Origin of the sequence: Glycomyces sambucus (assembly GCF_900102815.1) — a bacterium.
Classification (GTDB): domain Bacteria; phylum Actinomycetota; class Actinomycetes; order Mycobacteriales; family Micromonosporaceae; genus Glycomyces; species Glycomyces sambucus.
The window spans coordinates 141,749-166,599 of sequence record NZ_FNGF01000004.1 but is presented as its reverse complement, the minus strand read 5'-3'; the positions used below and the strand labels follow the sequence as shown (position 1 = coordinate 166,599).

At 72.7% G+C, this 24,851-nt stretch carries 22 protein-coding genes; 11 read left to right on the top strand and 11 right to left on the bottom strand.

All coding sequences use genetic code 11. From position 1 onward, the window contains the following. Positions 1 to 43: 43 nt before the first annotated feature. Positions 44 to 745, top strand: coding sequence for a MerR family transcriptional regulator (locus BLS99_RS13230; RefSeq protein WP_176953349.1), 702 nt, complete (start codon positions 44 to 46; stop codon positions 743 to 745). On the opposite strand, the gene BLS99_RS13225 is transcribed toward BLS99_RS13230, so the two are convergent. The 3 genes from BLS99_RS13225 to BLS99_RS13215 are packed head-to-tail and all read right to left on the bottom strand — an operon-like array spanning position 738 to position 3,372. Further along, positions 738 to 1,397: a response regulator gene (locus BLS99_RS13225; protein WP_091050151.1), complete on the bottom strand. Its 660-nt coding sequence runs from the start codon at positions 1,395 to 1,397 to the stop codon at positions 738 to 740. The genes BLS99_RS13230 and BLS99_RS13225 overlap by 8 nt on opposite strands. Continuing rightward, entirely contained in the window at positions 1,394 to 2,539 is a 1,146-nt protein-coding gene (locus BLS99_RS13220) for a sensor histidine kinase (RefSeq protein ID WP_218126472.1), read from the bottom strand. Before BLS99_RS13220 ends, BLS99_RS13225 begins: the two co-directional genes overlap by 4 nt. Next, positions 2,536 to 3,372, bottom strand: coding sequence for a CPBP family intramembrane glutamic endopeptidase (locus tag BLS99_RS13215; RefSeq protein WP_091050144.1), 837 nt, complete (start codon positions 3,370 to 3,372; stop codon positions 2,536 to 2,538). The genes BLS99_RS13220 and BLS99_RS13215 overlap by 4 nt, the downstream gene beginning before the upstream one ends. A 292-nt stretch (positions 3,373 to 3,664) precedes the next feature. Here BLS99_RS13215 and BLS99_RS13210 point away from each other — a divergent pair, with 292 nt between their 5' ends. Then, positions 3,665 to 4,327 carry a polysaccharide lyase family 7 protein gene (locus BLS99_RS13210; RefSeq protein ID WP_218126471.1) on the top strand — a complete coding sequence of 221 codons (663 nt, stop codon included), beginning with the start codon at positions 3,665 to 3,667 and terminating at the stop codon, positions 4,325 to 4,327. A 48-nt stretch (positions 4,328 to 4,375) separates the two neighbouring features. Here BLS99_RS13210 and BLS99_RS13205 read toward each other — a convergent pair whose 3' ends face one another. After that, positions 4,376 to 5,632 (bottom strand): erythromycin esterase family protein, encoded by a 1,257-nt coding sequence (locus tag BLS99_RS13205; RefSeq protein ID WP_091050143.1) that lies wholly within the window; start codon positions 5,630 to 5,632, stop codon positions 4,376 to 4,378. A gap of 160 nt (positions 5,633 to 5,792) precedes the next feature. Continuing rightward, complete coding sequence (locus tag BLS99_RS13200; protein WP_091050141.1) at positions 5,793 to 7,028, bottom strand: DUF418 domain-containing protein; 1,236 nt, start codon at positions 7,026 to 7,028, stop codon at positions 5,793 to 5,795. A gap of 129 nt (positions 7,029 to 7,157) precedes the next feature. Between BLS99_RS13200 and BLS99_RS13195 the strand changes: the two genes are divergently transcribed. After that, on the top strand, positions 7,158 to 7,910 hold the full coding sequence (locus BLS99_RS13195) for a TetR/AcrR family transcriptional regulator (protein ID WP_091050140.1): 753 nt from the start codon (positions 7,158 to 7,160) through the stop codon (positions 7,908 to 7,910). A 100-nt stretch (positions 7,911 to 8,010) separates the two neighbouring features. Here BLS99_RS13195 and BLS99_RS13190 read toward each other — a convergent pair whose 3' ends face one another. Beyond that, positions 8,011 to 8,835 (bottom strand): alpha/beta fold hydrolase, encoded by an 825-nt coding sequence (locus tag BLS99_RS13190; protein WP_091050136.1) that lies wholly within the window; start codon positions 8,833 to 8,835, stop codon positions 8,011 to 8,013. 140 nt (positions 8,836 to 8,975) lie between these two features. Here BLS99_RS13190 and BLS99_RS26230 point away from each other — a divergent pair, with 140 nt between their 5' ends. From BLS99_RS26230 to BLS99_RS13180, 3 genes are all read left to right on the top strand, one after another. Beyond that, positions 8,976 to 9,125, top strand: a complete 150-nt coding sequence (locus tag BLS99_RS26230; protein WP_176953347.1) for a hypothetical protein — start codon at positions 8,976 to 8,978, stop codon at positions 9,123 to 9,125. Positions 9,126 to 9,250: 125 nt separating this feature from the next. Beyond that, positions 9,251 to 9,592, top strand: a complete 342-nt coding sequence (locus BLS99_RS13185) for an STAS domain-containing protein (protein WP_176953346.1) — start codon at positions 9,251 to 9,253, stop codon at positions 9,590 to 9,592. After that, on the top strand, positions 9,589 to 10,548 hold the full coding sequence (locus BLS99_RS13180; protein ID WP_091050128.1) for an anti-sigma factor RsbA family regulatory protein: 960 nt from the start codon (positions 9,589 to 9,591) through the stop codon (positions 10,546 to 10,548). Before BLS99_RS13185 ends, BLS99_RS13180 begins: the two co-directional genes overlap by 4 nt. A 63-nt stretch (positions 10,549 to 10,611) precedes the next feature. On the opposite strand, the gene BLS99_RS13175 is transcribed toward BLS99_RS13180, so the two are convergent. Further along, the gene (locus tag BLS99_RS13175) at positions 10,612 to 11,412 is read right to left on the bottom strand and encodes a SigB/SigF/SigG family RNA polymerase sigma factor (RefSeq protein WP_091050125.1); all 801 of its coding nucleotides are present in this window, start codon (positions 11,410 to 11,412) and stop codon (positions 10,612 to 10,614) included. Positions 11,413 to 11,763: 351 nt separating this feature from the next. Between BLS99_RS13175 and BLS99_RS13170 the strand changes: the two genes are divergently transcribed. After that, positions 11,764 to 12,705: an anti-sigma factor RsbA family regulatory protein gene (locus BLS99_RS13170; RefSeq protein WP_091050123.1), complete on the top strand. Its 942-nt coding sequence runs from the start codon at positions 11,764 to 11,766 to the stop codon at positions 12,703 to 12,705. A gap of 48 nt (positions 12,706 to 12,753) precedes the next feature. Here BLS99_RS13170 and BLS99_RS13165 read toward each other — a convergent pair whose 3' ends face one another. From BLS99_RS13165 to BLS99_RS13150, 4 genes are read right to left on the bottom strand one after another with little or no spacing between them, the layout of a single operon-like run. After that, complete coding sequence (locus BLS99_RS13165) at positions 12,754 to 15,159, bottom strand: X2-like carbohydrate binding domain-containing protein (protein ID WP_091050121.1); 2,406 nt, start codon at positions 15,157 to 15,159, stop codon at positions 12,754 to 12,756. A gap of 52 nt (positions 15,160 to 15,211) precedes the next feature. Beyond that, a complete protein-coding gene (locus BLS99_RS13160) occupies positions 15,212 to 16,303 on the bottom strand; it encodes a mandelate racemase/muconate lactonizing enzyme family protein (protein WP_218126470.1) in 1,092 nt (363 codons plus the stop codon). Next, positions 16,300 to 16,905 carry an SGNH/GDSL hydrolase family protein gene (locus tag BLS99_RS13155; RefSeq protein ID WP_091050117.1) on the bottom strand — a complete coding sequence of 202 codons (606 nt, stop codon included), beginning with the start codon at positions 16,903 to 16,905 and terminating at the stop codon, positions 16,300 to 16,302. Before BLS99_RS13155 ends, BLS99_RS13160 begins: the two co-directional genes overlap by 4 nt. After that, the gene (locus BLS99_RS13150) at positions 16,902 to 19,103 is read right to left on the bottom strand and encodes an alpha-galactosidase (protein WP_245712261.1); all 2,202 of its coding nucleotides are present in this window, start codon (positions 19,101 to 19,103) and stop codon (positions 16,902 to 16,904) included. Before BLS99_RS13150 ends, BLS99_RS13155 begins: the two co-directional genes overlap by 4 nt. A 135-nt stretch (positions 19,104 to 19,238) precedes the next feature. Here BLS99_RS13150 and BLS99_RS13145 point away from each other — a divergent pair, with 135 nt between their 5' ends. From BLS99_RS13145 to BLS99_RS13130, 4 genes are read left to right on the top strand one after another with little or no spacing between them, the layout of a single operon-like run. Continuing rightward, positions 19,239 to 20,192 carry a carbohydrate ABC transporter permease gene (locus BLS99_RS13145; RefSeq protein ID WP_091050109.1) on the top strand — a complete coding sequence of 318 codons (954 nt, stop codon included), beginning with the start codon at positions 19,239 to 19,241 and terminating at the stop codon, positions 20,190 to 20,192. Next, complete coding sequence (locus BLS99_RS13140; RefSeq protein WP_091050106.1) at positions 20,192 to 21,076, top strand: carbohydrate ABC transporter permease; 885 nt, start codon at positions 20,192 to 20,194, stop codon at positions 21,074 to 21,076. The genes BLS99_RS13145 and BLS99_RS13140 overlap by 1 nt, the downstream gene beginning before the upstream one ends. Further along, on the top strand, positions 21,073 to 23,463 hold the full coding sequence (locus tag BLS99_RS13135) for a glycosyl hydrolase family 95 catalytic domain-containing protein (protein ID WP_091050103.1): 2,391 nt from the start codon (positions 21,073 to 21,075) through the stop codon (positions 23,461 to 23,463). Before BLS99_RS13140 ends, BLS99_RS13135 begins: the two co-directional genes overlap by 4 nt. After that, positions 23,460 to 24,794, top strand: coding sequence for an ABC transporter substrate-binding protein (locus BLS99_RS13130; protein ID WP_218126468.1), 1,335 nt, complete (start codon positions 23,460 to 23,462; stop codon positions 24,792 to 24,794). Before BLS99_RS13135 ends, BLS99_RS13130 begins: the two co-directional genes overlap by 4 nt. Positions 24,795 to 24,851 lie beyond the last annotated feature (57 nt).

Here is a 24,851-nt window from a genome sequence, read left to right as displayed (position 1 = left end):
AACCCTGACGCAGGGAGAAGGTCAAGCCCGGAGGTGGCATCCCATGTGGCGCATCGGCGCGCTCGCGCGCATGACCGGGGTCTCGGAGCGGACCCTCCGCTACTACGACCGGATCGGACTGCTCCCGCCCGCCGCGGTGAGCCGCGAGTCCGGCTACCGCTGGTACGGCGCGGGCGAACTCGCCCGGCTGGAGCGCATCCGCGGCCTCCAGCGCCTCGGCCTCTCGCTGCGCCAGATCCACGACGCCGTCGACGCGCCCGAACCGGAAGTGCATGCGCTGCTTGCGGAGACCGTGATCGCCCTGCGGCGCGACCTGGCCGACCTGACCGCCGCGCTCGCCGCCGCCGAGGACCGGCTCGCGGTCGCCCCCGCGATCCTGCCGCAGGAGACCGCGGTGGGGGAGCGGCGCATGCGGATCGAACGGGTCCGGGTCGGCCGTCCGTCCGAACTGGCCGCCGTCTGCGGCGCATCGCCCGGCGCGCTCTTGAGCTGGCTCACCGGCGCCCCGGACGGCGGCTTCGACGCCGCGTTCGCCGCCGTGGACGGCACCGAGGTGCTGACGCTCCCCGCCCGGCGGGTGGTCCGCGCCGTCGTGCCCCCCGGGCACGGGCTGGTCCCGGCGGGCCTGGAGCTGTTCGACTGGCTCGCGCGCCAGGGCCTCGCGGTCGCCGGGCCAGCGCTCGAGGAGCGGCTTGCCGACGGGGACGGTGCGCGCGTGACGGTCCTGGAGGTCCCGGTCAGCTGACCAGGCCGTGCCGGTAGGCGTAGACCACGGCCTGCACGCGGTCGCGCAGGCCGAGCTTGGCGAGGATGCGCGAGACGAAGGTCTTCACCGTCTCGGGGCTGATGACCAGGGCGGCGGCGATCTCGCCGTTGGAGCGCCCGTCCGCGAGGAGCCGCAGCACCTCCAGCTCCCTCGGCGTCAGCGGCGACTCGGGGTCGGCCGCGCCGCCGGGGCGGATGCGGGCGGCGTACCGGCCGACGAGCGCACGCGTCACCTCCGGGTCGAGCAGCGCGGCGCCGGTTGCCACGGTCCGGATGCCCTGCAGCAGCTTCGGGGGCGGCGCGTCCTTGAGGAGGAACCCGCTCGCGCCCGCGCGCAGCGCCTCGTAGACGTACTCGTCGAGGTTGAACGTGGTCACCACCAGGACCTTGACCGGCTCGGTCGCGGTCGAGCCGGCGAGGAGCCGGGTGGCCTCGATGCCGTCGAGGACCGGCATGCGCACGTCCATGACGACCACGTCGGGTTGCAGGCGCCGGGCGAGGTCGACGGCGGTCCTGCCGTCGCCGCACTCGCCCGCCACCTCCAGGTCGGGCTGGGCGTCGATGATGGTGACCAGGCCGGTGCGCACGAGCATCTGGTCGTCGCAGACGAGGACGCGGATCGGATCGCTCACGACGGGCTCCCCGCGGGGATGCGGGCGCGCACGACGAAGCCGCCGTCGGCGCCCGGACCGGCGTCGAACTCCCCGCCGAGCAGGTCCACCCGCTCGCGCAGCCCGGCCAGGCCCCGGCCCGAGCCCTCCGCCGCGGGCCCGGCGGCCGAGCGGCCGGACCGGACCTCCACGGCGATCTCGGAGCCGCGGTGGCGCACCAGGACTGCGGTGTCGGCGCCGCGGGCGTGCTTGAGCGCGTTGGTGAGTCCCTCCTGGACCACGCGGTAGGCGACGAGGTCGGCGCTGCCGGTCGCGGCGGCGGGCTCGCCCTGCTCGGTGAAGTCCACGGGCTGCCCGGCGCGGCGGGTCTGCTCCACGAGCGAGAGGAGCCGGCCCACCGGAGGCGTCCTCGGCTCTGCTCCGTGATCGGGGTCGAGGAGGTCGAGGAGGTGCCGCAGATCGGCCGTGGCCCGGCGCCCGGTGTCGCCCACGGCGTGCAGGGCCTGGTCGAGGCGGTCGCCGTCCAGGTAGCGCGCGGCCTCGGCCTGGACGATCATCGCGGTCACGTGGTGGGTGACGACGTCGTGGAGTTCGCGGGCGATGCTCGTGCGCTCGGCGGTGCGGGTGGCCTCGGCGACCCGGCGGCGCCGCTCAACTTCGGCCGCCCGGGTCGCGCGCAGCCACGCGCCGACGCCCCAGGTGGCCGCGAGCAGCACGTAGAACACCGCGAAGCTCGCCGCCCCTTCGGTGGAGCCGAGCCGCACGAGCGCGAGCGCCAGGCCCGCGTACGCCACCGTCAGCACCGCGATCGCCGTGCGCCGGAAGCGCTCCAGGTGCGCGCCCGCGCTCAGCACCGCGATCGGCAGGGCCGTGCCCGCGACCGTGTGGTAGCTGCCGAGCGAGGCGAGCGTGAAACCGAGCGCGACCAGTGCCATCGAGAGGGCCGGTCGCTTGCGGCGCAAGGCGAGCGGGAGGCATTCGAGGGCCATGATCGCCAGGCCCAGGGCGTCGAGCGGGCGGCCGGGGAGGTCGCCGACCTGGGTCTCGTGGCCGCGGAGCACCGGGAGGAACGAGAGGGCGGCGAGCAGCAGTCCGAGGGGGAGGTCCCGGACCGCGACGTCGAGGCGGCGCCAGCGGTCCGGGATCCGCCGGAGTTCCATCACCGGGGCAGTGTAGCCGCGGCGGCGGTGCGGTCGGCGCGGCGACGGATCGGCTGGAGGTTGCCGCGCCGCTTGGCGATCCATAGGAAGACCACGGTCATCAAGGCGCCGAAGCCGACCGCGTACAGGCTGCCCTCGGGGCCGAAGGCGCCGCCGGAGACGGCCACGGGCCCGGAGGTGGCGGCGTCGAGCAGGCCCTGCGGGGTGCCGTTGCCCGAGACCTCGGTGCTGAACAGCGCCGAGGCGGCGGTGTTCCATCCGAAGTGGAGGCCGATCGGGAGCCACAGGTTCCGGGTGGCGATGTAGGCGGCGCCGAGCATCCCGCCGGCCTCGATCGCGATGGCGACGGCCCCCCACAGGGTCGCGTTCGGGTTGACCAGGTGGATGAGTCCGAACAGGAGGCTCACGGACGCCAGGGCGATGCCGGACCCGAAGCGGCCCTCCACGATCCGCAGCAGCACGCCGCGGAACAGCAGCTCCTCGGTGACCGCCGCGGCGGCCATGAACCCGAGCAGGCCGACCGCGCCGCCGGGGGAGCCGAGCCCGTCGACCGTGTAGTGGCCGAGGAACGCGATGTTCGCGATGACGAACCCGAACATCACCACGCCCAGCAGCGTCCCCAGCGAGGTCTGCCCGACCGCGCCGGGCCGGCCCAGCTCGGTCACCGGCCGCCGCTCGGTCTTCGCGACCACCCACCGGTAGGCGATCACCGCCAGCACGGCCGTGGCGAGGCCGATCACCAGGACCAGCCAGGGGGTCCCGTCGGCGGCGTTGAGCGCCTGCCCGCCGAGGAAGGCGATCAGGGCGACCGCCGCGAGCTGCCATACGAGTCTCATGCGCACTCCTTCGCGGATGCCGCGGCGGGGGTCGCCGCGATCTGCCTGGAACGCTACGGATCAGCGCTTCTGCCCGCATCACCGTCGAGAGCGCTCTTCGGCGTAGCTCGCACGGGGGACGAGCACGGTGGCGGTCGCCGCGGGCCGCCCGTCCCCATGTCGCCCGCACCGGGGGACAAGCGGTTCGTAAAGAAACTTTCGGATTAATCGATTCAAATCCTTCCATATAAATACTGAACATGGTTAAGTAATCCCAGCCACGCAGCGGACACCCACGCCCCCTGGAGGACCCATGCACCGCAGGACCCTGTTCGGCCTCGCCGCCAGTGCCGGCGCCGGCGCCACCGCCGCGACGCTGCTCCCCGGCGCCGCGCACGCCGCCCCCACCGACGGCTGGACCCGCACCGACTTCACCTACACCGTCCAGAAGCCCTGGAACCTCAACGTGAACGACCGGTACTCCCACTCCGGCGGGGTCCACACGATGTGGGTGTACGACACCGACCAGCCGCACACCCAGGGCAGCCCCACCGACCCGCGCACCGAGCTGCGCTGGCACCAGGAGTTCAGCACCGGCCAGCACATGTGGGACGGCGACGTCTTCGTGCCCTCGGGCACCGACGGCCCCAGCATCGTGCAGATCCTCCGCGAGGACCGCCCCGCCGGAACGCCCGCCACGGACATCATGTTCTGGTTCCAGGCCGCGAACGGCGGGAGCATCCGCTACTACGACTTCGGCCAGGTCCTCGCCACCGGCATGGCGAACCGGTGGTTCAACTTCAAGCTCGCCCACTGGACCCAGAGCGGCACCCTCGGCGTGTGGATCGACGACCGCTGGATCGGCTCCTTCCAGGACCGCGGCCCGGCGCGGCGCTACTTCAAGAACGGCGTCTACCACCACGGTTCCGGCCGCGCCGAGGCGCGCTTCCGCAACCTCAAGTACTGGACCAAGTGACCCCCGGCCGCCGCTCACGGGGGCGGCGGCCCCTCACCCGGCACCGCATCATCGAGCCACGGCGACCTCCCCGACCGACGGCGACCGGGTGATCTCCCGGACGAAGCCCAGGTAGTCCACCGCCTCAGGCAGGGACGGCAGGTCGATCGAGTGCTTGCCGTCCTCCGCCGGGTCGTAGACCCCCGCGATGATCCGCAGCCGCGTCGCCCCGCCCGGCCAGCCGCCGTCGGCCAGCGGCAGCAGGACGCCCCCGGTCCCCGCAGCGCCCCCATCGCCGCTCCGGGCGTCCCCACCGGCCGGACTCCCCTCGGCGCCGTCGGCAGTGCCGCCGACCCCGCTCCCCGCGGTGGCGTCGAGGAGCAGCCGCTCCACATTGCCCTCCGCCGGTTCCGGGATCACCAGCCCGTCGCGGATCACCCCGTGGCCGAACGCCAGGAGCACCGAGACGTACCCGGCGCCGAAGCGCTCGCGCAGCAGCCGCCCCGAGGTGATGAACGGCCGCCCCGGGCTCACCGCGACCTCGGCCTCCGACAGGACCCCGGTCATCGCGACCCCGTCGAAGTACACGACCTTCCCCCCGGCCTCCTCGTGCGCGGCGGTGATCCGCTCCGCGATGCCCCGCGAGATCGCCCCGAAGTCCGGATTCGCGGCCACCGAGTGCGCATGGAAGCCCGTGATCTCCTCGGCCAGCGCCAGCACCCCCGGCTCGGGCGCGAGCACCCGCACCAGGTCCAGCGCCTCGCTCGCCAGCTCGGCGAACGGCCGGCCCGGATGGGTCCCCTGGTGGATCTGGAGGTGCTCGTTGACCTCGTGCGCGGTGCGGATCACCGCGTACCGTTCGCGGATCGCGGCCGCCGCGGCCGGGTCGGTCCGCTCCGCGGCCTCCAGCACCCGGTCGTAGTCTCCGGGCTCGGTCTGCCTGGGGCCGTTGCCGATCACCCGCACCGGGTCGTCGGCGTGCGCCGTGTTGAACGCCCGGAGCCGCCGCAGCAGTTCGGCGTTGGCCTCGGTGCGGTTCGGCAGCCAGCCGCTGCGCACGACCTCGTGCAGGTCCTCGCGCTCGCCCAGCACGTACTGGTCCATGCGCTCGGCCACGTTGGCGCTGTCGGGGATCACGACGATCCGATACCCGGCCTCCTCGACCAGCGCCGTGGTCAGATCGACGCGGTGGCGGTCGATCTCGGCCGACTCCCTGGTGTTCTCCCCGATCGCCACGACCGCGGCCGCCCGTGCGGCGGCGAGGACCGGCCCCGGGTCGGCGAGGGGTCGGGCGTGGTCGCGGATCCATTCGCGCGTGGTGTTCATGACGGCCTCCTTGTGATGATGCGGTCTCGCGGTGGTGCGGTTTCCTGAGGCCAAGTTACGAGGGGGTCGACTGGGGCCGCATCTGTCGAACGACCGAAACCCACCTGACGAAAGTGAGGCCCGCCGGTCACCCGGCGGGCCTCGCTCATGCCGTCTCGGTTCAGCGCTCGCCCGCCTTGCGGAAGTACACGAGCCGGCGCAGCAGCATCTCCGCCGGGCCCCGGTACCGCAGGCGCCGCATGACGTCGGCGGCGACGACCGTGAACGCCCACACCAGGACCGCGCACAGCCCCGACACCAGCAGCGGGCTGTCCGTGCGCTCCGGCAGAGCCAGCGCGAACGGCGCCGCGAGCGCCAGCCACGCCACCGACTGGAACAGGTAGCCCGTCAGCGAGCGCTGCCCCAGGGACGCGATCGCCGTGAGCACCGGGCCGTGCGAGTCCCGGCGGCGGCCGACCGCGTACGCGATCAGGCCGAACAGGGCGCCGTAGCCGAGGCCGCCGAAGAACCCGGAGGTCTCGTACAGCATCTTCACCGACCCGGCGGTGCCCTCGTCGACGCTGATCGCACCGGCGGTGAGCAGGGCCATCGGCATGCCCGCGGTGATCGCGACGGCGAGGCCGCCGATCGCGGTGGTGCGCAGCAGCCGCAGGTGCTCCTGCGGCGCTTCGAGGACGCGGTGCCGCGCGGCCCACGCGCCGACCCACACCATGAGGATCATCGGCACGATCGTCAGCGTGTGCACCGGCCACTCGGCCGCCCGCTCGGTCAGCGACTCCAGGTAGGTGCCCGCCAGGACCGAGGGGAACGGGGACACCGGCACTTCAGCGCCGCTGCCGCCGCCGAGGAGGCCGATCGTGGTCATGGCCGCGAGGACCAGCGTGTAGGCGCCGCCGACCGCGAGGTACCAGGGGGCGAAGCGGTGCACCCGGTCCGACCGCTGGAGCAGCAGCAGGGTGAAGAGGACGCAGATGATGCCGTAGGCGCCCAGGAAGTCGCCGGAGTAGAGCAGGACGCCGTGGACGGCGCCGAAGGCGAACAGGGCGAGGCCCCTGCGCAGCAGCACGTTTCGCACTTGCCGGGCCGAGGCGCCGGACTGCTCCTGGCGCCGCGAGAGCTGCACGAGGCCGTAGCCGAAGAGCAGGGCGAACAGCGGGAACGCGCGGGCGTGCACGAGCTCGACCATGAGGAAGTTGTAGACGCGCTCGGCGCCCTGCGGGTCGATCGCGACCCCGGGGGCGCTGGCGAGGAAGTACCCGGCGCTGTTGGCGAGGGCGATGAGCAGGAGCATGGCGCCGCGGGCGAGGTCGGGGGCGAGGGCGCGCTCCCCGGTGCGGACGGGGCCGCGGGCGGTGCCGGGCCGGGCGGGCGGCGCGGTGGCGACTGGGGTGGTCATGTCGTTCCTTCGTTTCGAGTTCCGGTGGATCAAGTTAGTGTCTGAAGGATACTATACGTGGGACACTAATAGGGTGTGCAATGATGGCCCCGCATCGACCGCGAGGACCGGAAGGAGGACCGCCAGGCCATGGACCAGGACCGCGTCCCGCTCGAACTGGCCCGAATGTGGCGCATCCCACTCGATTCGAAGCTCGGCCGCCCGGCCAAGCTCGACGTCGGGACCGTCGTGGACGCCGCGGTCGCCCTGGCCGACCGCGAGGGCCTCGCGGCCGCCACCCTCCCGCGGGTCGCCGAGTCCCTCGGCGTCACCAAGATGTCCCTGTACCGGCACGTCGGCTCCAAGGACGAACTGCTCGACCTCATGCGGGACAGCGCGACCGGCCCCGTCCCCGACGCGCTCGCCGGCACCGGCCCCTGGCGCGAGCGCATGCGCATGTGGGCCACCGCGCACCTCGACGTCCTCGCGGCGCACCCGTGGCTCGCCCACGTCCAGCCCTCCGGCCCGCCCAACGGCCCCAACGGGATCGACTGGTTCGACGCCGGGCTCCGCGCACTGCGCCTGACGGGCCTCGACTGGGGCGCCAAGGTCGGCGCGCTCATGATCGTCGGCGGCTACGTCGCCAGCGCCGCGCAGCTCGCGCAGTCCCTCGCCGCCGGCCGCGAGGGCACCGGCCTGGACCAGGCCGCCGCCGAGCGCGAGTACGGCCGCGCCATGGCCCGCCTCGTCGACCCCGAGCGGTACCCGGACGCGGCGGCCCTCTTCAGTGGCGGGCTCCTGGAGGACACCGGCGACGAGACCGGCGAGAACGACTTCCGCTTCGGCCTGGAGCTGCTGCTCGACGGCATCGCGGTCGCGGTCGCCGAAGCAGGGGACGGCTGAGCGGCCCAGTGCGAAGCCCAGGGCCGCATGGCATCACACGTCCGCGGACCCGGGAGCTCCCGTGCCGGCGGCAGGTGCCCGGAGGCCCGGCCGCCGCCGCTCACTGCGCCGAGGTGCGCTCCAGGAACGGGATCACGAGGGCGGCGAGCTCGTCCGGGCTCGTGTAGTTCGCGTCGTGCGGGGCGTCCGGGACGACGGCGGTCTCGGCCCGGGGGAGCGCCCGGTCGAGCTCGCGGACCCAGCGCTGCGGCGCCACCGTCTCCTTCGCGCCGCGCGCGATGAGGACCGGCGCCTTCACCGCCGGGAGGCGCTGTTCGATGCGGTCGTCGAGCGCGATGCCGAAGGTCCGCCACGCGCGGCGCACCCCCGCGTCGGCGAGGTCGCGCAGGATCACCGGGAGCTGCCCCGGGTCCTCGTGCGGGAGGCCGCGCAGCCACCGCCAGATCTGCCGCGGCTTGGTCGCCGCCGCCGAGTCCATGGTGGGCCCGACCAGGACCAGGCTCTTCACCAGCGCCGGGTACTCGGCCGCCAGCGCCGTCGCGACCTGCGCACCGAAGGAGTTGCCGAGCACCGCCACCGGCCCCTCGCCCACGGCCTCGAGCCAGGCCGCGATCCAGCCGGCCAGGCCGTCCACGTCGGCCACCCGGCCCGGATCGCCGCTCAGGCCGAAGCCCGGCAGGTCCAGGGCCCGCACCGGGCGGCTGCCGGCGAGCCGCGCCGCCAGCGGCATCATGTACCGGTGCGACACGGCCAGGCCGTGCACCAGCAGCACCGGCGTCCCCGGCGGGTCCTCCCGGCTCGCCCGGTGGTGCAGCCGCACCCCGTCCACCTCGGTCCAGCGGCTCTCGAACACCGCGTCCGGCCGCGGCGCGGCGGCGGCGAGCCGGTAGTGCTCGCGGAGGTGCTTCCAGTTCCAGTCGCGCATCGCACCCCTGTCCGACGTCACAGTGCCAGAGCGAGGATACCGCCACTGGAAGTGAACGGCGGGCCGACCGGTACGCGTTTGACCGTTTGCGGCCTCGGGAACGCTCTGAGTGGAAATGCGGAGATGGGAGGAGAATCGCCATGATGGTGATCATCAGGACCGTCGCGTGGACGGTCGGACTGGCCGTCGCCAGGGCACTGCTCGAGTACGCGGTCGAGCACCACGCGGAAAAGAAGTCCGAACGCAAGATGGAGGCCAAGCAGGAGAAACACCGCCTCCGAAAGGGCTGACACCCTCCTTCCGCGACCTTCCCGACCGGTGATCGGCACGACGACTCCGGACGGGCGCTCGCTGCCCGGTGATAGCATTCGTCAGCGTCATCCGCCGGAGCAGTAGAGACCCATTGGGAGGAGTCGTGACGGCAGATCCCACGATCGGCATCTGGCCCTTGCGGATCGAGGAATGTGAATGTCACAGGGACGGTCTCACCGTCTCCGGTGAGATAGATTTGAACGGCCACGACGAATGGGAACACGCGTTGCGGCTGGCGACCGGCCGGAGCGCGGCCGTCCATCTCCATCTCGCCGAGCTCAGGTTCATCGATGTTCGCGGCGTGACCTTGCTGGTGAACATCGCCGACGGCCTGAGCGACGGGAAGCGCATCGTCGTGCACGAGGCGCCGCCCGGTTTGCAACGCGTCATGAAGGTCCTGTGGCCGGAGGCCGGGACCGCGATCGCGATCGAAGGTGAACGATGACCACCGGGACCGCCCACGGGGAACCAGGCGTGCAGGACGGGTTCGAGCACCCCGCCCTCTTCTACTCGGGCTCGGACGAGTACCTCGCCGGGACCGTGCCGTTCATCGAGTCCGCGCTGCGCGCCGGCGAACCGGTCGCCGCCGCCGTCCCCGGGCACAACCTCGAGGCCCTGCGCCGCGCGCTCGGCACCGACGCCGAGCGGGTCGAGTTCGTCGACATGGCCGACGCCGGCGCCAACCCCGCCCGCATCATCCCCGGCGTGCTGCGCTCCTTCATCGACGCGCACAAGGGGACCCGGGTCCGCATCATCGGCGAGCCGATCTGGCCCGGCCGCAGCGAACTGGAGTACCCCGCGTGCGTCCAGCACGAGGCGCTGCTCAACCTCGCCTTCACCGGCCGCCCGGTCACCAAGCTGTGCCCCTACGACACCCAGGGGCTCAGCGAGCGCGCCATCGCCGACGCCAAGGCCACCCACCCGCTGCTCATCGACAGCACCGGCCGCCACCCGAGCGACGAGTACGACCCCGACGGGATCCTCGACGCCTACAACCGGCCCCTCGACCCCGCCCCGCGGCGGGCCGTCGAGCGCAGCGCCGACCGGCACACCCTCGACAACGCGCGCTGGTTCGCCACGTCCTACGGCCGCGCCGCCGGCATGTCGAGCATGCAGCTCATCGACCTCGAGATCGTCATCACCGAACTGCTCACCAACTCCATCAGCCACGGCGGCGGCGAGGGCCTGTTCCGCATCTGGGCCGAGGACGCGCAGCTGGTGTGCGAGGTCAGCGACGCCGGACACATCACCGACCCGCTCGCCGGGCGGATGCCGACCGACGACTCCCAGTTCCACGGCAGAGGGCTGGTGCTCGTGAACCAGATCGTCGACCTGCTCCTCGTACACACCAGCCCTCGCGGGACCACTGTTCGGTTCTACCTGCGGCTTCCGACCACTTAGGGCCCGTCCCGCGGATCAGGCCGGTCGTCCGGCACCTGATCCGCAGGACAGGCCCTACGTGGTTCAGCGGTCCATGGAGTCGGCGAGCTCCTCCCGGAGCTCGTTCAGCGTGCGGCTCAGCAGCCGCGACACGTGCATCTGCGAGATGCCGATCTCCTCGGCGATCTGCGTCTGGGTCATGTCGCCGAAGTAGCGCAGCGCCAGGATCTTGCGCTCGCGCTCGGGCAGCTCCTGGATCAGGGGGGCCAGGGACTCGTGGTTCTCGACGAACTCCAGCGAGGCGTCCTCGTCGCCCATCGTCTCGGCCAGCGGCAGGCGGCCGTCGCTCTCGAACGGGGACTCGTCCAGCGAGACGGGGCGGTACGCCTGGCGCGCTTCGAGTCCTTCGAGGACCTCGCGCTCGGTGACGCCGAGGTGCTCGGCGAGTTCGGCCTCCGTCGGGGGGCGGCCGAGGCGCTGGGAGAGTTCGGCACCGGCGTTGTTGAGCGAGAGCCGCAGCTCCTGGAGACGGCGGGGGACGCGCATCGGCCAGGTGGTGTCGCGGAAGTGCCGCCGGACCTCGCCCATCACCGTGGGGACGGCGAAGGAGAGGAAGTCCGAGCCCTTGCTCGGGTCGAAGCGGTCGACCGCGTGGATGAGTCCGACCGAGGCGACCTGCACGAGGTCGTCCTTGGCGATGCCCTTACCGGAGTAGCGCCGGGCGATGTGCTCGGCGAGGGGCAGGTACCCGGTGACGAGTTCGTCCCTGGCCTCGGAGCGCCGGGGGTCGTCGGGCTCCAGTCGGGCGAGCTCCGCGAAGAGGGGCTCCAGGTGCGCGTAGTCGTCGGACTTCTTCGAACGCTGCTCTTGTCGTGTCTCGGTCATGAGATCGTCGTCCTCCCGTTTCTCTGTGGGGCCGGGGCGCAGACGCCATGTTGCCTGTCCGTCTATTTGCTCCATTGGTCCAGAGGGCCGGGGTGCCCTCCGAACGTCGTAGTCCTCATCATAGGAGCTGCCGATCGGATTGTCACCTACCGGGTGGTAACCTATTTTATAAACCTGTTTGTGATGCACATCACATATTGAATTCGCATGGGCCGCAATGATTGAGAGTAGTCATTCTGTGGCACCATTGAACGCGAGTCGACGGACTCACTGTAGGACTTCTGCAATCGCTCTTGTAGGTCCTCTGAAACACGTTGCCACTGTTCCCAGACATATCGGAGGCGACCAGGGATGCCAGTCGGTCCAGAACGTACGAATGCGCAACCGTTCGATCACCCTGCGCTGTACTACTCCGGACCCGCCGAATACCTCGCCGGCACCGTCCCCTTCGTCGAAACCGCCCTCGCGGCGGGCGAACCGGTCGCGGTGTCGGTGCCCGGGCCCAATCTCGACCTCCTCCGCGACGCCCTCGGCCCCGCGAGCGGACACGTCCTCATGCTCGACATGACCGAGGAGGGCGCCAACCCCGGCCGCATCATCCCCGGCGTGCTCCGCGAGTTCGCCGACCGCCACCCCGGCCGCCGCGTCAGCATCATCGGCGAGCCGATCTGGCCCTCCCGCACCGAGGTCGAGTACCCCGCCTGCGCCCAGCACGAGGCGCTCATCAACCTCGCCTTCGCCGGCCGCGATGCCGCCATCCTGTGCCCCTACGACGTCGACGGCCTCGACGACCGCGCGCTCGCCGACTCCCTCGCCACCCACCCGGTCCTCATCGACGCCAAGGGGACCCGCGACAGCGGGGACTTCGACCCGCAGCGGATCATCGACCGCTACAACCGCCCGCTCCCGGCCCCGCCGCGCCACGCCGTCGAGCGCAGCGTCGACCGCGACTCCGTCGACAACGCCCGCTGGTTCACCGCCGCGTACGGGCGCAACGCGGGGCTCTCCGCGCTCCGGCTGGTCGACCTGGAGATCGCGGTGACCGAGCTGGTCACCAACAGCGTCATGTACGCCGGCGGCGGGCTGCTGCGGATCTGGACCGAGGACGGCCACCTCGTGTGCGAGGTCGCCGACTCCGGCCGCATCACCGATCCGCTGGCGGGCCGGCGGCCCGTGGACGAGTACTCCCAGGGCGGGGGACTGCTCCTCGTCAACGCCGTCGTGGACCTGCTCCGCACCCGCTCCGGCCCCGAGGGCACCACGCAGCGCCTGTACCTTCGATTGTCCGATTGAGACGGTGCGGCGGCCCGGGCGGGTACCCGGGCCGCCGCACCGCGCTCCTCACTTGACCGTGTACGTGATCGCGTCGGTGCGCATGACGTCCCCGGAGACCTTGACGGCCCGGAACACGTGCTCGCCGCCGCCGAGGCCGTCGAGCGCGAACAGGACCTGCCCGGTGGTCCGGACCTCGCCGTGGGTGTCGACGCGCCCGATCAGCTCGCCGTCCACGTACACGTCGACCTCGCCCTGGTCGGGCGCGAGCGGCCCGGTCCAGGTCACGGCGCCGCCCTTGAACGCGAACTCGACGGCGTCGCCGTCCACCGCCGTGGCGTGCACGTCGTCCAGGTGGTCGCCCCGGAACCGGAAGTCCAGCGCGGCCTCGCCGTCCGGCAGCGTCGCGAGGTACGCCGCCGACAGCGTGACGGTGTCCCCGGCCAAGGTGTAGTCCGTGCCCGCTTCGAGTGCGGTGCCGCCGTAGCCGATCCCGGCGAGTTCGCCGGGGTCGCGCAGCACCTGCACGTCGAGGTCGGCCGGCCGCGCGCGGTCGAAGGCGGCGCTGCCGGGTTCGACCAGGCGCTCCTTGACCACGTCGAAGCGGTCGAGGAGCATGAACGTGCCCGACTTCTTGACGATCCTGATGGTGTGCGCGCCGTTGGGGAGGTCCCGGACGCTGTAGACCGCCTGCTGGACGCCGCGGCCCTCGTCCCGGTGGGTGTCCACGGTGTCGACGAGTTCGCCGTCGAGGTAGACCTCCACCTCCCCTTGGGACTCGTGGGTCTCGGTGACGTAGTCGACGCCGGTGCCCACGAAGGTGTACTCGGCGCCGTCCCCGTCCGCCTCAGTGTAGTGGACGTCGTCGCCGGTGTCGCCCAGGCCGCGGCCGGTGCTGTGGCCCCAGGCCCCGGTGTAGACGATCCCGGTGTCGGGGTCGTTGACCTGCGTGACCGGCGACGCCGCGGGCGGGACCGGGGTCTCGCCGGTGGACGAGTCGCCGACGCCGATCACGAACGGCTGGCTCGCGGCCGCGACCTCCTGGTTCCCGTTGCGGGCCCAGTCGCCCTCGTAGCCGACGCGCAGCTCGTCGTCGTTGACGGTGACCTCGGAGCCCTTCGTCGGGGTGAGCGTGAAGAGGCGCGCGCCGTGGACCGGAACGTCCTCGGCCACGTACTCGTCCTCGTGCGTCCCGCGGCCCTGCTGCGTCCACAGGTCGCGGACCTTCGCGGAGCCGTCGAGGCCGATCGCGCCGAAGTCGACGGCCATGTCCGCCTCGGTGCGGCCCAGGTTGAACAGGGCGACGGTGATCGTCCCGTCCGGGTTGTGCGCGTACCAGGTCTGGCGGTCGGTCGCGATCGAGACGGGCCGGGCGGGGACGCCGGCCTGCTGGACGCCGATGACCTCGTCGTTGGTGAGCAGTTCGATCCCGAACTCGTCGAGGTCCGTCATGTCGTTGCCCAGGTAGATCGGGGAGGCCGCGACCGCCCACAAGGTCATGGCGGCGCGCCGCTCGTCCCGGGTGAGTCCGTCCATCCGACCGTTGCCGACGTTGAGCGAGTCGAGGTCGTTCCAGCCGCGGTCGGGGCCGGCGTACCGCCACCAGTCGGCGACGCGCGGGAAGAGCCGGTCGACGTTCTCCCAGGTCGTCAGCGCCTCGCCGGGGCAGTAGCACTCCACGTCCCAGTCGACGCGCCAGCCTTGCGCGTGCTCGGCCCACAGGTCGGCGTAGCGGATGTCGAGGGCCCACGACAGCTCCAGCCAGATCCCGTGCGGCTCCAGGGCCTGCGACCAGGCGGCGACGTCGTCGCGGGAGTCGAGCGTCAGGTCCCCGATCCCGGAACCCGGCGTCACGGAGTCGAACTTGAGGAAGTCGACGCCCCACGCGGCGATCTCGTCCGCGATCGAGTCGACGTACGCCTGCGCGCAGGGGTTCGCGAAGTCGATGCGGTAGCCCAGGTCCCAGTAGTCGGCCTGCTGGAGCGGCTGCATCGCGATCTCGCCGGTGGTGCACCCGGGCGCCCCGTAGACCGGGAGGTCGTCCTCGTAGACCTGCGGCGACAGGCCCGGGATCATGTACAGCCCGAACTTCTGGCCGTTGCCGTGGACGTGGTCGATGACGGCCTGGAGGCCGTCGGGGTAGAGGGTGTCGCTGGGGACGGGGCGGCCGTACCCGTCGACGCCGCCGTTCCAGCCGGCGTCGACGTTGATGTACTCGTAACCGTGCTCCTGCAGCTTGTCGTGCATGGCGTCGGACTGGGCGGTGAGCTGCTCGGCGCTGATCCACTGGCTCTCACCGGTGTAGACCTGCATGGAGAAGCTGCTCCAGCCCATGTAGGGCCGCTCGCCCAGGGGTTCGGCCGGGTCGCCGGTCTCGGCGGACGCGGGCGGGACGGCGACGAGGGCGAGGGAGGCCGCGGCGGCGGCCGCCGCGGTCGCTCCCCAGAGCCGCCGTCGGATCTGGTTGCGTTGCATGGGTTCCTTTCGGGGTCGGCGCTGACCGCTCCGGTCTCGGTGCTGACGGATCTCAGTCGAGCCGGAGCCCTGCGATCGCGTCGCGGTCCCAGGCGATGCCGAGGCCGGGCGCGTCGGGGGCGTGGAGGCGGCCGTCCCGCAGCCGGACGGTGTCGGCGGCGACGGCGCGCAGTTGGGGGATGTGCTCGACGTACCGCCCGTTGGGGACGGCCGCGGCGAGCGAGGCGTGGAGTTCCATGAGGAAGTGCGGGGCCACCGGCAGCGAGTGGGCCTCGGCGAGGTGCGCGGCCTTGAGCCACGGCGTGACGCCGCCGATCCGCGCGGCGTCGGGCTGGAGGACCGCGGCCGCGCCGAGGCGCGCGTAGGTCTGGAACTGCCGCAGCGAGTACAGGCTCTCGCCGACCGCGATCGGGATCGCGGTGGCGGCGGCCAACCGCTGGTGCGCGAGCGGGTCGTCGGCGGGCAGCGGCTCCTCGAACCATTCGATCCCGAAGGGCGCGAACGCGTCCGCGCGCCGGACCGCCTCGCCGAGGGTGAAGCACTGGTTCGCGTCGAGCATGATCGCGAAGTCCTCGCCGACCGCGTCGCGGACCGCGCCGATCCGGTTCGCGTCCTCGACCGCGGTGGGCCTGCCGACCTTGAGCTTGACGCCCGCGAACCCGGCGTCGCGGGCCGCGAGCGCCCCCTCGACCAGTTCCTCGGTGTCGAGGTGGAGCCAGCCGCCCTCGGTGTCGTACGCGGGCACCGACTCCTGGGCGCCGCCGGCCGCGCGCCACAGCGAGCGGCCGGTGCGGTGCCCGTCGGCGTCCCACACGGCGGTGTCGACGGCCGCGAACGCGAGCGAGGTGATCGCCCCGGTCATCGTGGCGCGGGTCGAGGCGGCCATGGCCTCCCACACCGCTTCGGGCCGGGTCGCGTCGAGGCCGGCGACGGCCGGGAGCACGGTGGCGCGCAGGAGGCTGAGGACCGCGGGCCCGCCGGTGCCGATCGTGTACGTGTAGCCCAGGCCCGTGGCCCCGGACTCGCAGGTGAGCTCCACGAACACGGTCTCCTGCGCCCGGAACGACTGCATCGCGTCGGTGCGGGGCCGCTCGACGGGCAGCTCGCACAGCCACGCCTCGGCGGCCGTGATCCGGTCGCTCACGGGGCCAGCTCCTCGCGCAGCGCGGCGGTCTCGGCGAGCCACAGGTTCGCGAGAGCGGTGTGGCCGTTCGCGTTCGGGTGCACGCCGTCGGGGGCGAGCGCGGCGGCGTCGCCGAGGGCGTTCAGGGCCGCGTCGGCGGGCAGGAGCGGGGCGCCGTGCTCGGCGGCGAGGCGCCGCACGACCGCGATCTTGTCCTCCAGGTCCCCGCGCCAGGTCCGCTGGTCCTCGTCGGCGGGCAGCAGGAACGGCTCGATGAACACGAAGCGCGCATTCGGGAGCCGTTCAAGGAGGTGCCGGTAGTCGGCCTCGTAGTCGGCGGTCGGGGTGTGCGCGCCGCCGTTGTGCGGCCGCCAGACCTCGTTGATGCCTACGAGGATGCTGACGACGTCGGGCGCCTCGGCGACGGCGTCGGCCTCCCAGCGCCTGGTCATGTCGTTCGCGCTGTCGCCGGAGACGCCGCGGTTGAGGACCCGGAAGCCCTCGGCGGCGAGGACCGGGGCGAGGACGCGGACGTAGCCGTCGCCCAGGCCCTCGGGGTCGGTGCGGCGGTCGCAGTCGGTGATGCTGTCGCCGGTGAAGAGGACGAGCGGTGCGGTGCTCACGGGAGCCTCCTGAGTTCGAAGATCATGGCCTGCTGGGGGTTCAGGGTGGGGAGCGGGACGCCGGCGACGGCGAGGACGCCGCCGTCGAGGTCGATCCAGTCCGCCGCCGCGGCGGCGATCCACCCGGGGTCGCGGCCCTGGTGGCGGCTGGGGTCGCCGAGGTCGCCGCGCACACGGATGCGGTAGCGGGCGGCGGGGTCGAGTCCGGGCAGGCGCACCCGCCCGGTCTGGCCCGCGGGGGAGGTGGCGGTGCGGGCCCACGTGTAGAGGGCGTGCGCGCCGTCCTGTGCGACGATGCCGGTGAGCTGCACCGCGTCGTCGGCGAGGTCGGCGTTCACGATCCGTCCTGAATGGATGAGCAGTCGCAGCTCGCGGTACATGCCGGCCCAGGCGCGCACCCGCTCCAGCTCCTCGTCCGAGGCGGTCTGGAGGTCCATCTCGATGCCCGCGTGGGCGGTCAGCGAGGCCGCGAGGCGGAACGCGAGGTCGGTGGTCCGCGAGGTGGTGTGCGAGCGGGCGGCCCCGAGGTGGGAGCCGATGAGCTCGGGCGGCACCAGCATCCGCGTCCACCGCTCGATCTGGGCGCGTTCGACCGGGTCGTTGCAGTCCGAGGCCCAGAGCCGGTCGGTGCGGTCGAGGATGCCCAGGTCGATGCGGCCGCCGCCGCCCGAGCAGGTCTCGATCTCCAGGCCCGGATGGAGCGCGCGCAGCTCGTCGAGGAGCCGGTAGAGCGCGAGGGTCTGGGCCCGCACGCTGGAGCGCTCGGCGCCGTCGCGGCGGCTCACCGCCTCCAGCAGGTCCCGGTTGTGGTCCCACTTGAGGTAGTCGATGCCGTACTCGCCGACCAGCGCCGAGATCCGGTCGCGCACGTGCGCGTACGCCTCGGGCCGGGCGAGGTCGAGCACGTACTGGCGCCGCGCGGCCGGGCCGAGGCCCTGCGCGGGGCCGAGCACCCAGTCCGGATGCGCGCGTGCGAGGTCGGAGTCGAGGTTGACCATCTCGGGCTCGAACCACAGCCCGAACTCCATGCCGTGGCCGCGCACGAGGTCGACCAGGGGCCGCAGGCCCTCGGGCCACACGCCTTCGTCCACGTACCAGTCGCCGAGGCCGGCGTGGTCGCCGCGGCGGCCCCGGAACCAGCCGTCGTCGAGGACGATCCGCTCGACCCCCACCTTCGCGGCGCGGGCGACGAGCCCGGTGAGCCGGTCCATGTCGTGGTCGAAGTAGACGGCCTCCCAGGTGTTGAGCACCAGCGGGCGGGGCTCGGCCGGATGCGAGGCCCGGGCGCGCAGGCGCCGGTGGAGGCGGTCGGCGATCCCGTCGAGCCCGCTGCCCGACCACGTGAACACCGCGGTCGGGGCGTCGTAGCGCTCGCCGTCGGCCAGGCGCACCTCGCCGGGGTGCAGCAGCTCCCCGGCGCCGAGGACGGCGGCGAACAGGCCGGTGCCCTCGGGCAGGCGCTCGGCGAGGTACTCGCTCTCGCCGCTCCACGCCAGGTGCACCGTCCACAGCTCGCCGTGGCCGAAGCCGAACCCGTCGGTGCCGAGGGCCATGAGGAACGGCGTGTCGTGGCCGGGCTTGCCCCGGTGCGCGCGCCGGGCGTGGGTGCCGAACCGGAGCGGGCCGCGCTGGGGCGCCCGCTCGCGGCACCACTTGCCGGTGAAGTCGAGCAGTTCGGCCGCCCGGTCGGGCACGGGCATGAGGACCCGCAGGCCGTCGAGCGTGTACGGCTCGGCCGCCCCCGGGGCGAGCGCGAGGTCGCGGGTGACCGACTGGTCGACCGCGAGGACCCCGAACTCGTCCATGGCGAACACGATCTCGCCGCGCAGGGCGCTCACCCGGTCGGCGAAGCGCAGCGCGATCCGCCCGCCGCCGCTGCGACCCGGCACGGCCTGGACCTCGACGAGCTCGGGCCGCGGGGTGGTCGCGGTCCCGGCGGCGTGGCCGCGCTGGGCGGGCGTACCGGACCAGCCGTCGCGCTCGACCGGCCAGACGGTGAGCCGCCGCGGCTCGTCGGGGGAGTTGTTGAGCAGCGCCGGTGCGGCCGTCTCGCGCAGGCCCGCGGCCGGCCCCGGGTCGGCGCCCCAGTGCAGGACCTGGGGGACCGGCCCGGCCGCGTCGACCACGAGCGCGGCGCCCGCGGCCCTGAGTGTGAAGACGGCGTCCTCGCCGTGGCCCATCTCGGTTCCCACTTTCATCACGATCAATTACTTGACAGCGTTAATTAATCATGTCTACGCTGTCGGCGCAAGAGCGGGTCGCGCAGCGCCGCCGACGAGAACCCGCAGAACATGCGGCTGACCAGGGGGTCGGCCGCGGAACAGGAAAGATCGATGACGCTCTTGAACTCCGGGCCCGCTCCCGCCCGGGACCTCTCGACCGGGTCGGGCGCGCCGCGGCGCCGCCCCGCGTCGCCCTCCCACCGCGGCGACGGCCCCCTCGCGTGGGTCCTCATCGCCCCCGCCCTCATCGGGTTCCTCGTCTTCGCCGTCTACCCGACGCTCCGCGGGATCTACCTCAGCTTCACCGAGTTCCGGGTCCTCACCCCGCCGAAGTGGATCGGGTTCGCGAACTTCCAGGAGCTCGCCGGGGACCCCGTCTTCTGGAACTCCCTGCGCGTCACCGTCTACTTCGTCGTCGTGGCCGTCGGGCTCACCGTCATCGCCGCCGTCACCACCGCCGCGGTCCTCCACCGGCTCACGTCCTCCACCGTGATCCGGGGCCTCATCATCCTGCCGTTCCTCATCTCCGGCGTCGTCGCCGCGACCGTCTGGTCCTGGATGCTCGACCCCCAGCTCGGCATCGTCAACGCCGTCGTCCACGCCTTCGGCGGCGACGGCGTCCAGTTCCTCACCTCGCGCGAGTGGGCGATCCCCTCCATCGCGTTCATCCACGTGTGGAAGAACCTCGGCTACACCGCGATCATCCTCTTCGCCGGGCTCCAGACCATCCCGCCGCAGGTCTACGAGGCCGGGCGCATCGACGGCGCCGGCGAGACCCGCATGTTCTTCTCGCTCACGCTGCCCCTGCTCAAGCCCATCCTCGCGCTCGTCCTGGTGCTCAACGTGATCGGCGCCTTCCAGGTCTTCGACCTCGTCTCGGTCACCACCAAGGGCGGCCCGGCCAACGCCTCCAACGTGCTCCAGATGTACATCTACTCGAAGGCGTTCGGCCAGTTCGACTTCGGTTACGCGTCGGCCATGTCGCTGGCGCTCTTCGCGATCCTCATCGCCATCACCTTCCTGCAGATGCGACTCCTGCGCGCCAACGAATCGGAGCAAGCCTGATGCGCACCCGCCGACTCAGCCCGGGCCGGATCCTCGCCTGGATCTACCTCGCGGTCATCCTCGTCGTCACGGTCTTCCCGTTCTACTGGATCCTGCGCACCGCCCTCTCGGACAACTACGCGCTCCTGGGGAACCCGTCCTCGCTGCTCCCGGTCGACTTCACCTGGGGCCCCTTCGCCCGCGTCCTCGGCCTCGCCTCCGCCGAGGAGTCGATCGCCGAAGGCGGCTCCGGCGCCACCCTCGACCTCGGCCGGTACCTCGTCAACTCCATCGTCTACGCGACCGCCTCGACCTTCCTCATCGTCCTGTTCTCGCTCCTGGCCGCCTACGCCTTCGCCCGGCTCCACTGGCGCGGCAGGGACCTCGTCTTCAGCCTCTTCCTGGCCGCGCTCATGGTCCCCGGCATCCTCACCCTGCTCCCGAACTTCGTGCTCGTGCGCGACCTCGGCCTGCTCAACACCTTCGCGGGCATGATCCTGCCCTACGGCCTGTTCTCGGCCTTCAACATCTTCTTCCTGCGCCAGTTCATGCTCGGCCTCTCCGCCGAGACCGAGGAGGCCGCCCTCATCGACGGCGCCGGCCGCGTGCGCATCCTCTTCGGCATCACCATCCCGATGACCAGCGGTCCCATCACCACCCTGTCGATCCTCGGGTTCATCGGCATGTGGAACGACTACTTCTGGCCGCTCCTGGTCACCACCGACGAATCCGTGCAGCCCCTGACGCTCGCGCTCGCGGTCTTCAAGCAGTCCTCGCCGCAGTCCCAGCCCGACTGGGCCGGACTCATGGCCGCGACCCTCGTCGCCGCGCTCCCGATGCTCCTGCTGTTCATGGTGTTCGGCCGCCGCATCGTCAACTCCATCGGCTTCACGGGGCTCAAATGACCGGGACCCTCCGCTTCGCCTGGGCCGCGCCCGCCGCCGCCTGGGAAGAGGCCACGCCGCTCGGCAACGGCCGCATCGGCGCCATGGCCTTCGGCGGGCCCGACGCCCGCTACCAGGTCAACGACGCCACCGTCTGGTCCGGCTTCCCCGACGGGCCCGCCCGCGAACTCGACCGCCTCCGCAAGGGCGGCGCCGGACCCGAACGGCTCGCCGAGGTCCGCGAGGCCATCGCCGCCAGGGACCTCGACCGCGCCGAAGCCCTCCTCCTCACCTTCGAGGGCCGCTACACGCAGGAGTACCTGCCCCTCGCCGACCTCCGGGCCACCCTCCGCGACGCGGTCGCCGCGACCCCCGCCCGGGTCCTCGACCTCGACCGCGCCGTCCTCGAAGAGGCGTTCACGGTCGGCGGGGCCGCCGTCCTCCGCCGGTCCTGGACCTCCGCGCCCGCCGGGGCCCTGTACGTCGAGATCACCGCCGACGCGCCCGTGATCGACCTCGACCTGGCCCTGACCACGCCGCTGCGCATGACCTGCCACGCGGCGGACGGCCTCCTCACCGTCGAGGCCGACGTCCCCTGCGACGGCGCCCCGCTCCACGAACCCGGCGAGCCCGCCCACCGCTACGGCCCCGACGGCGGCTACGCCGCCGCAGCGGTCGCCTTCGACACCGACGGCGCCCGCACCGAGACCGCGGTCCGTGGCGCCACCCGCGTCCTCCTCGCCCTGACCACCGCCTCCCGCGCCGAGGACTGGCTCGCGGGCGGTGCGAACCGCGCGGCCGCCTGGGACGCCGTCGACCGCGCCACCGTCCGCGCCCGGGCCCGCCGACGCGCCCGCGCCGCGCTGGCCGCCGCCGACCCGCTCGGCGACCACGTCGCCGACCGGGCCGGTCTCACCAAGGCCCGCTTCGACATCGGCGGGCGCCGCGACGGCACCTGGGACGTCGACCGCGACCTCCTCAACGGCACCGACGACGCCCTCAAGGCCACCGCCGCCGCCGAATGGGGCCGCTACCTCCTCGCCTCCGCCTCCCGCGAGGGCGGCTCGGCCGCGAACCTCCAGGGGATCTGGAACCGCGAGACCAGGCCCGCGTGGTCCTCGAACTACACGATCAACATCAACACCCAGATGAACTACTGGGCCGCACCGGCACTCGGCCTCGACGACCCGTTCGAACCGCTCATCGCCCTGGTCGAGCGCATCGCCCGCAACGGCGAGCCCGCCGCCCGCGAGCTGTACGGCGCCCGCGGCTGGGTCGCCCACCACAACAGCGACCTGTGGGGCTGGGCCCTGCCCGTGGGCAACGGCCACGGCGCCCCGAGCTGGGCGATCTGGATGACCGGCGGCGTCTGGCTCTGCCACAACCTGTGGGACCGGTACGAGTACTCCGGCGACACCGCGCTGCTGCGCGAGCGGATCTGGCCCCTGCTGCGCGGTGCGGCCGCGTTCTGCCTCGACTGGCTCGTGGACACCGGAGCGGGCCTCGGCACCTCGCCCTCCACGTCCCCCGAGAACCAGTACACGCGCCCCGACGGGCGCCCCGCCGCGCTCGGGCTCACCGCGACCATGGACCTGTTCCTGATCCGGTCGCTGCTCGAACGCTCGCTGCGCGCCATCGACCTCCTCGGCCCCGACCCGCTCCGCGGCGAGATCGAGGACGCCCTCGCGCGCCTCGCCCCGGTCGGGATCGGCGCCGACGGGCGCCTGCGCGAATGGTCCGCCGACGTGCCCGACCACGAACCCGCCCACCGGCACCTGTCGCCGCTCGTCGGCCTCCACCCGCTCGACCTCGTCACCCCCGAGGCCACCCCGGACCTCGCCGAAGCGGCCCGCCGCTTCCTCGACGCCCGCGGCCCCGGGGCGATGGGCTGGTCCTGGGCCTGGAAGATCGCCCTGCGCGCCCGCCTGCGCGACGGCGAGACCGCCGCCGAGCTCCTGCGCGAAGCGCTCACGCCGTTCAGCGGCGACGCGCTGCGCCACGGCCCCGTCGACGGCTCCGAATGGGGCGGCCTCCTGCCGAACCTCTTCAGCACCCACCCGCCCTTCCAGATCGACGGAAACCTCGGCTTCACCGCCGCCATCGCCGAGATGCTCCTCCAGAGCCGCCCCGGCACCGTCGACCTCCTTCCCGCGCTTCCCCGAGCGTGGGCGAACGGCTCGTTCACCGGTCTGCGGGCGCGCGGCGGCATCACCGTCGACGCGTCCTGGTCCGGCGGGCGGGCGACCACCGCGGCCCTCACCGACACGACCGGCGCCGACCGGGTCGTGGAGGTCCGCCACCGCGATGCGCGCCAAGCGGTCCGGCTCCCCGCACACGCGCGCGTCGAGATCATCCCCGCAACCCCTCCCGGGGGCACCGCCCCGGGCACCGAACAGAGGAACCAATGAGAACGCAACGCATCATGGCCGCCGCGGCCGCCACCGCCCTCGCTGCCGGGCTCGCCGCCTGCTCGTCGGGGGAGTCCGACGACGGCACCGTCACCGTGAACTGGTGGACCTGGGACGAGCGCCAGGCCGCCTCCTACGAGGCGTGCGTCCCCGGCTTCGAGGACGCGCACCCCGGCGTGCGGGTCGAGATCTCGCAGTACGCCGTGGACGACTACTTCACCAAGCTCACCGCCGGTTTCGTGGCCGGGACCGCGCCCGACGCGTTCCAGAACAGCGTCCCGCTCCTGGGCGCCTACGCCGGGCAGGGCCAGATCATGGCCCTCGACGACCTCATCGCCGAGTCCGACTACGACCTCTCGGTCTTCGACGTCGGCGTCGACTCCTGGCGGTACACCGACGGCAAGCAGTACGGCATCCCCCTCGACTGGGCCGGCGCCGCCGTCTACTTCAACCAGGCCAAGGTCGAGGAGGCCGGCCTCACCGCCGAGCAGGTGCGGACCATGACCTGGAACCCCGAGGACGGCGGCACCTTCGACGACGTCGTCTCCCGCCTCACCGTGGACGAGAACGGCGTGCGCGGCGACGAGCCCGGCTTCGACCCCGACAACGTCGCCGTCTACGGCATCGGCAGCCTCGCCTCCGGCGACTTCAACGGCCAGACCTCCTGGAACCCGTTCGTCTCCACCCTCGGCTGGCGCCTCGGCGGCGACGCCGCCGCCTGGCCCGAGCGCCTGCCCTACGACGACCCCGAGTTCGCGCAGACCCTCGACTACGTGCGGGGTCTCGCCGACCGCGGCCTCATGCCCGGCTTCGGGCAGTTCACCGTCTCCGGCATCGAGCAGATCGGCTCCGGCTCGGTCGCGATGATCCAGGGCGGCACGTGGGACGCGGCCACGGTCACCCAGATCCCGGACGTCCCGGTCGGCATCGCGCCCACCGTCGAAGGCCCCGAAGGCCGCATGATGATCTCGAACTCCAACGCCAACAACATCTTCGCCGGCACCGCGCACCCCGACGAGACCTGGGACTGGGTCTCGTGGATGGGCACCGTCGACTGCCAGACCGCCGCGGGCGTCGAGGGCACCTTCCTGCCCTCGATCTCCGAGGCGCTCCAGGCCACCGTCGACGCCCAGGCCGAGCAGGGCATCGACCTGTCGAGCTTCGTGCAGGCCCTCGACAACGGCGAGCTGTACCCGGCCCCGCCCACGGTGAACGGCCAGGAGGTCGTCGACACCATCCAGCCGATGTTCGAGGCGTACTTCACCGGCGAGCGCGACGAGGACGTGTTCGCCGAGATGGCCGCCGCCAGCGAGGACATCCTGGCGCCGTAACGAAACCGGAGGGCGGCGCCGACCGGCCGCGCCGCTCTCCGTCCGCTACCGTATGTG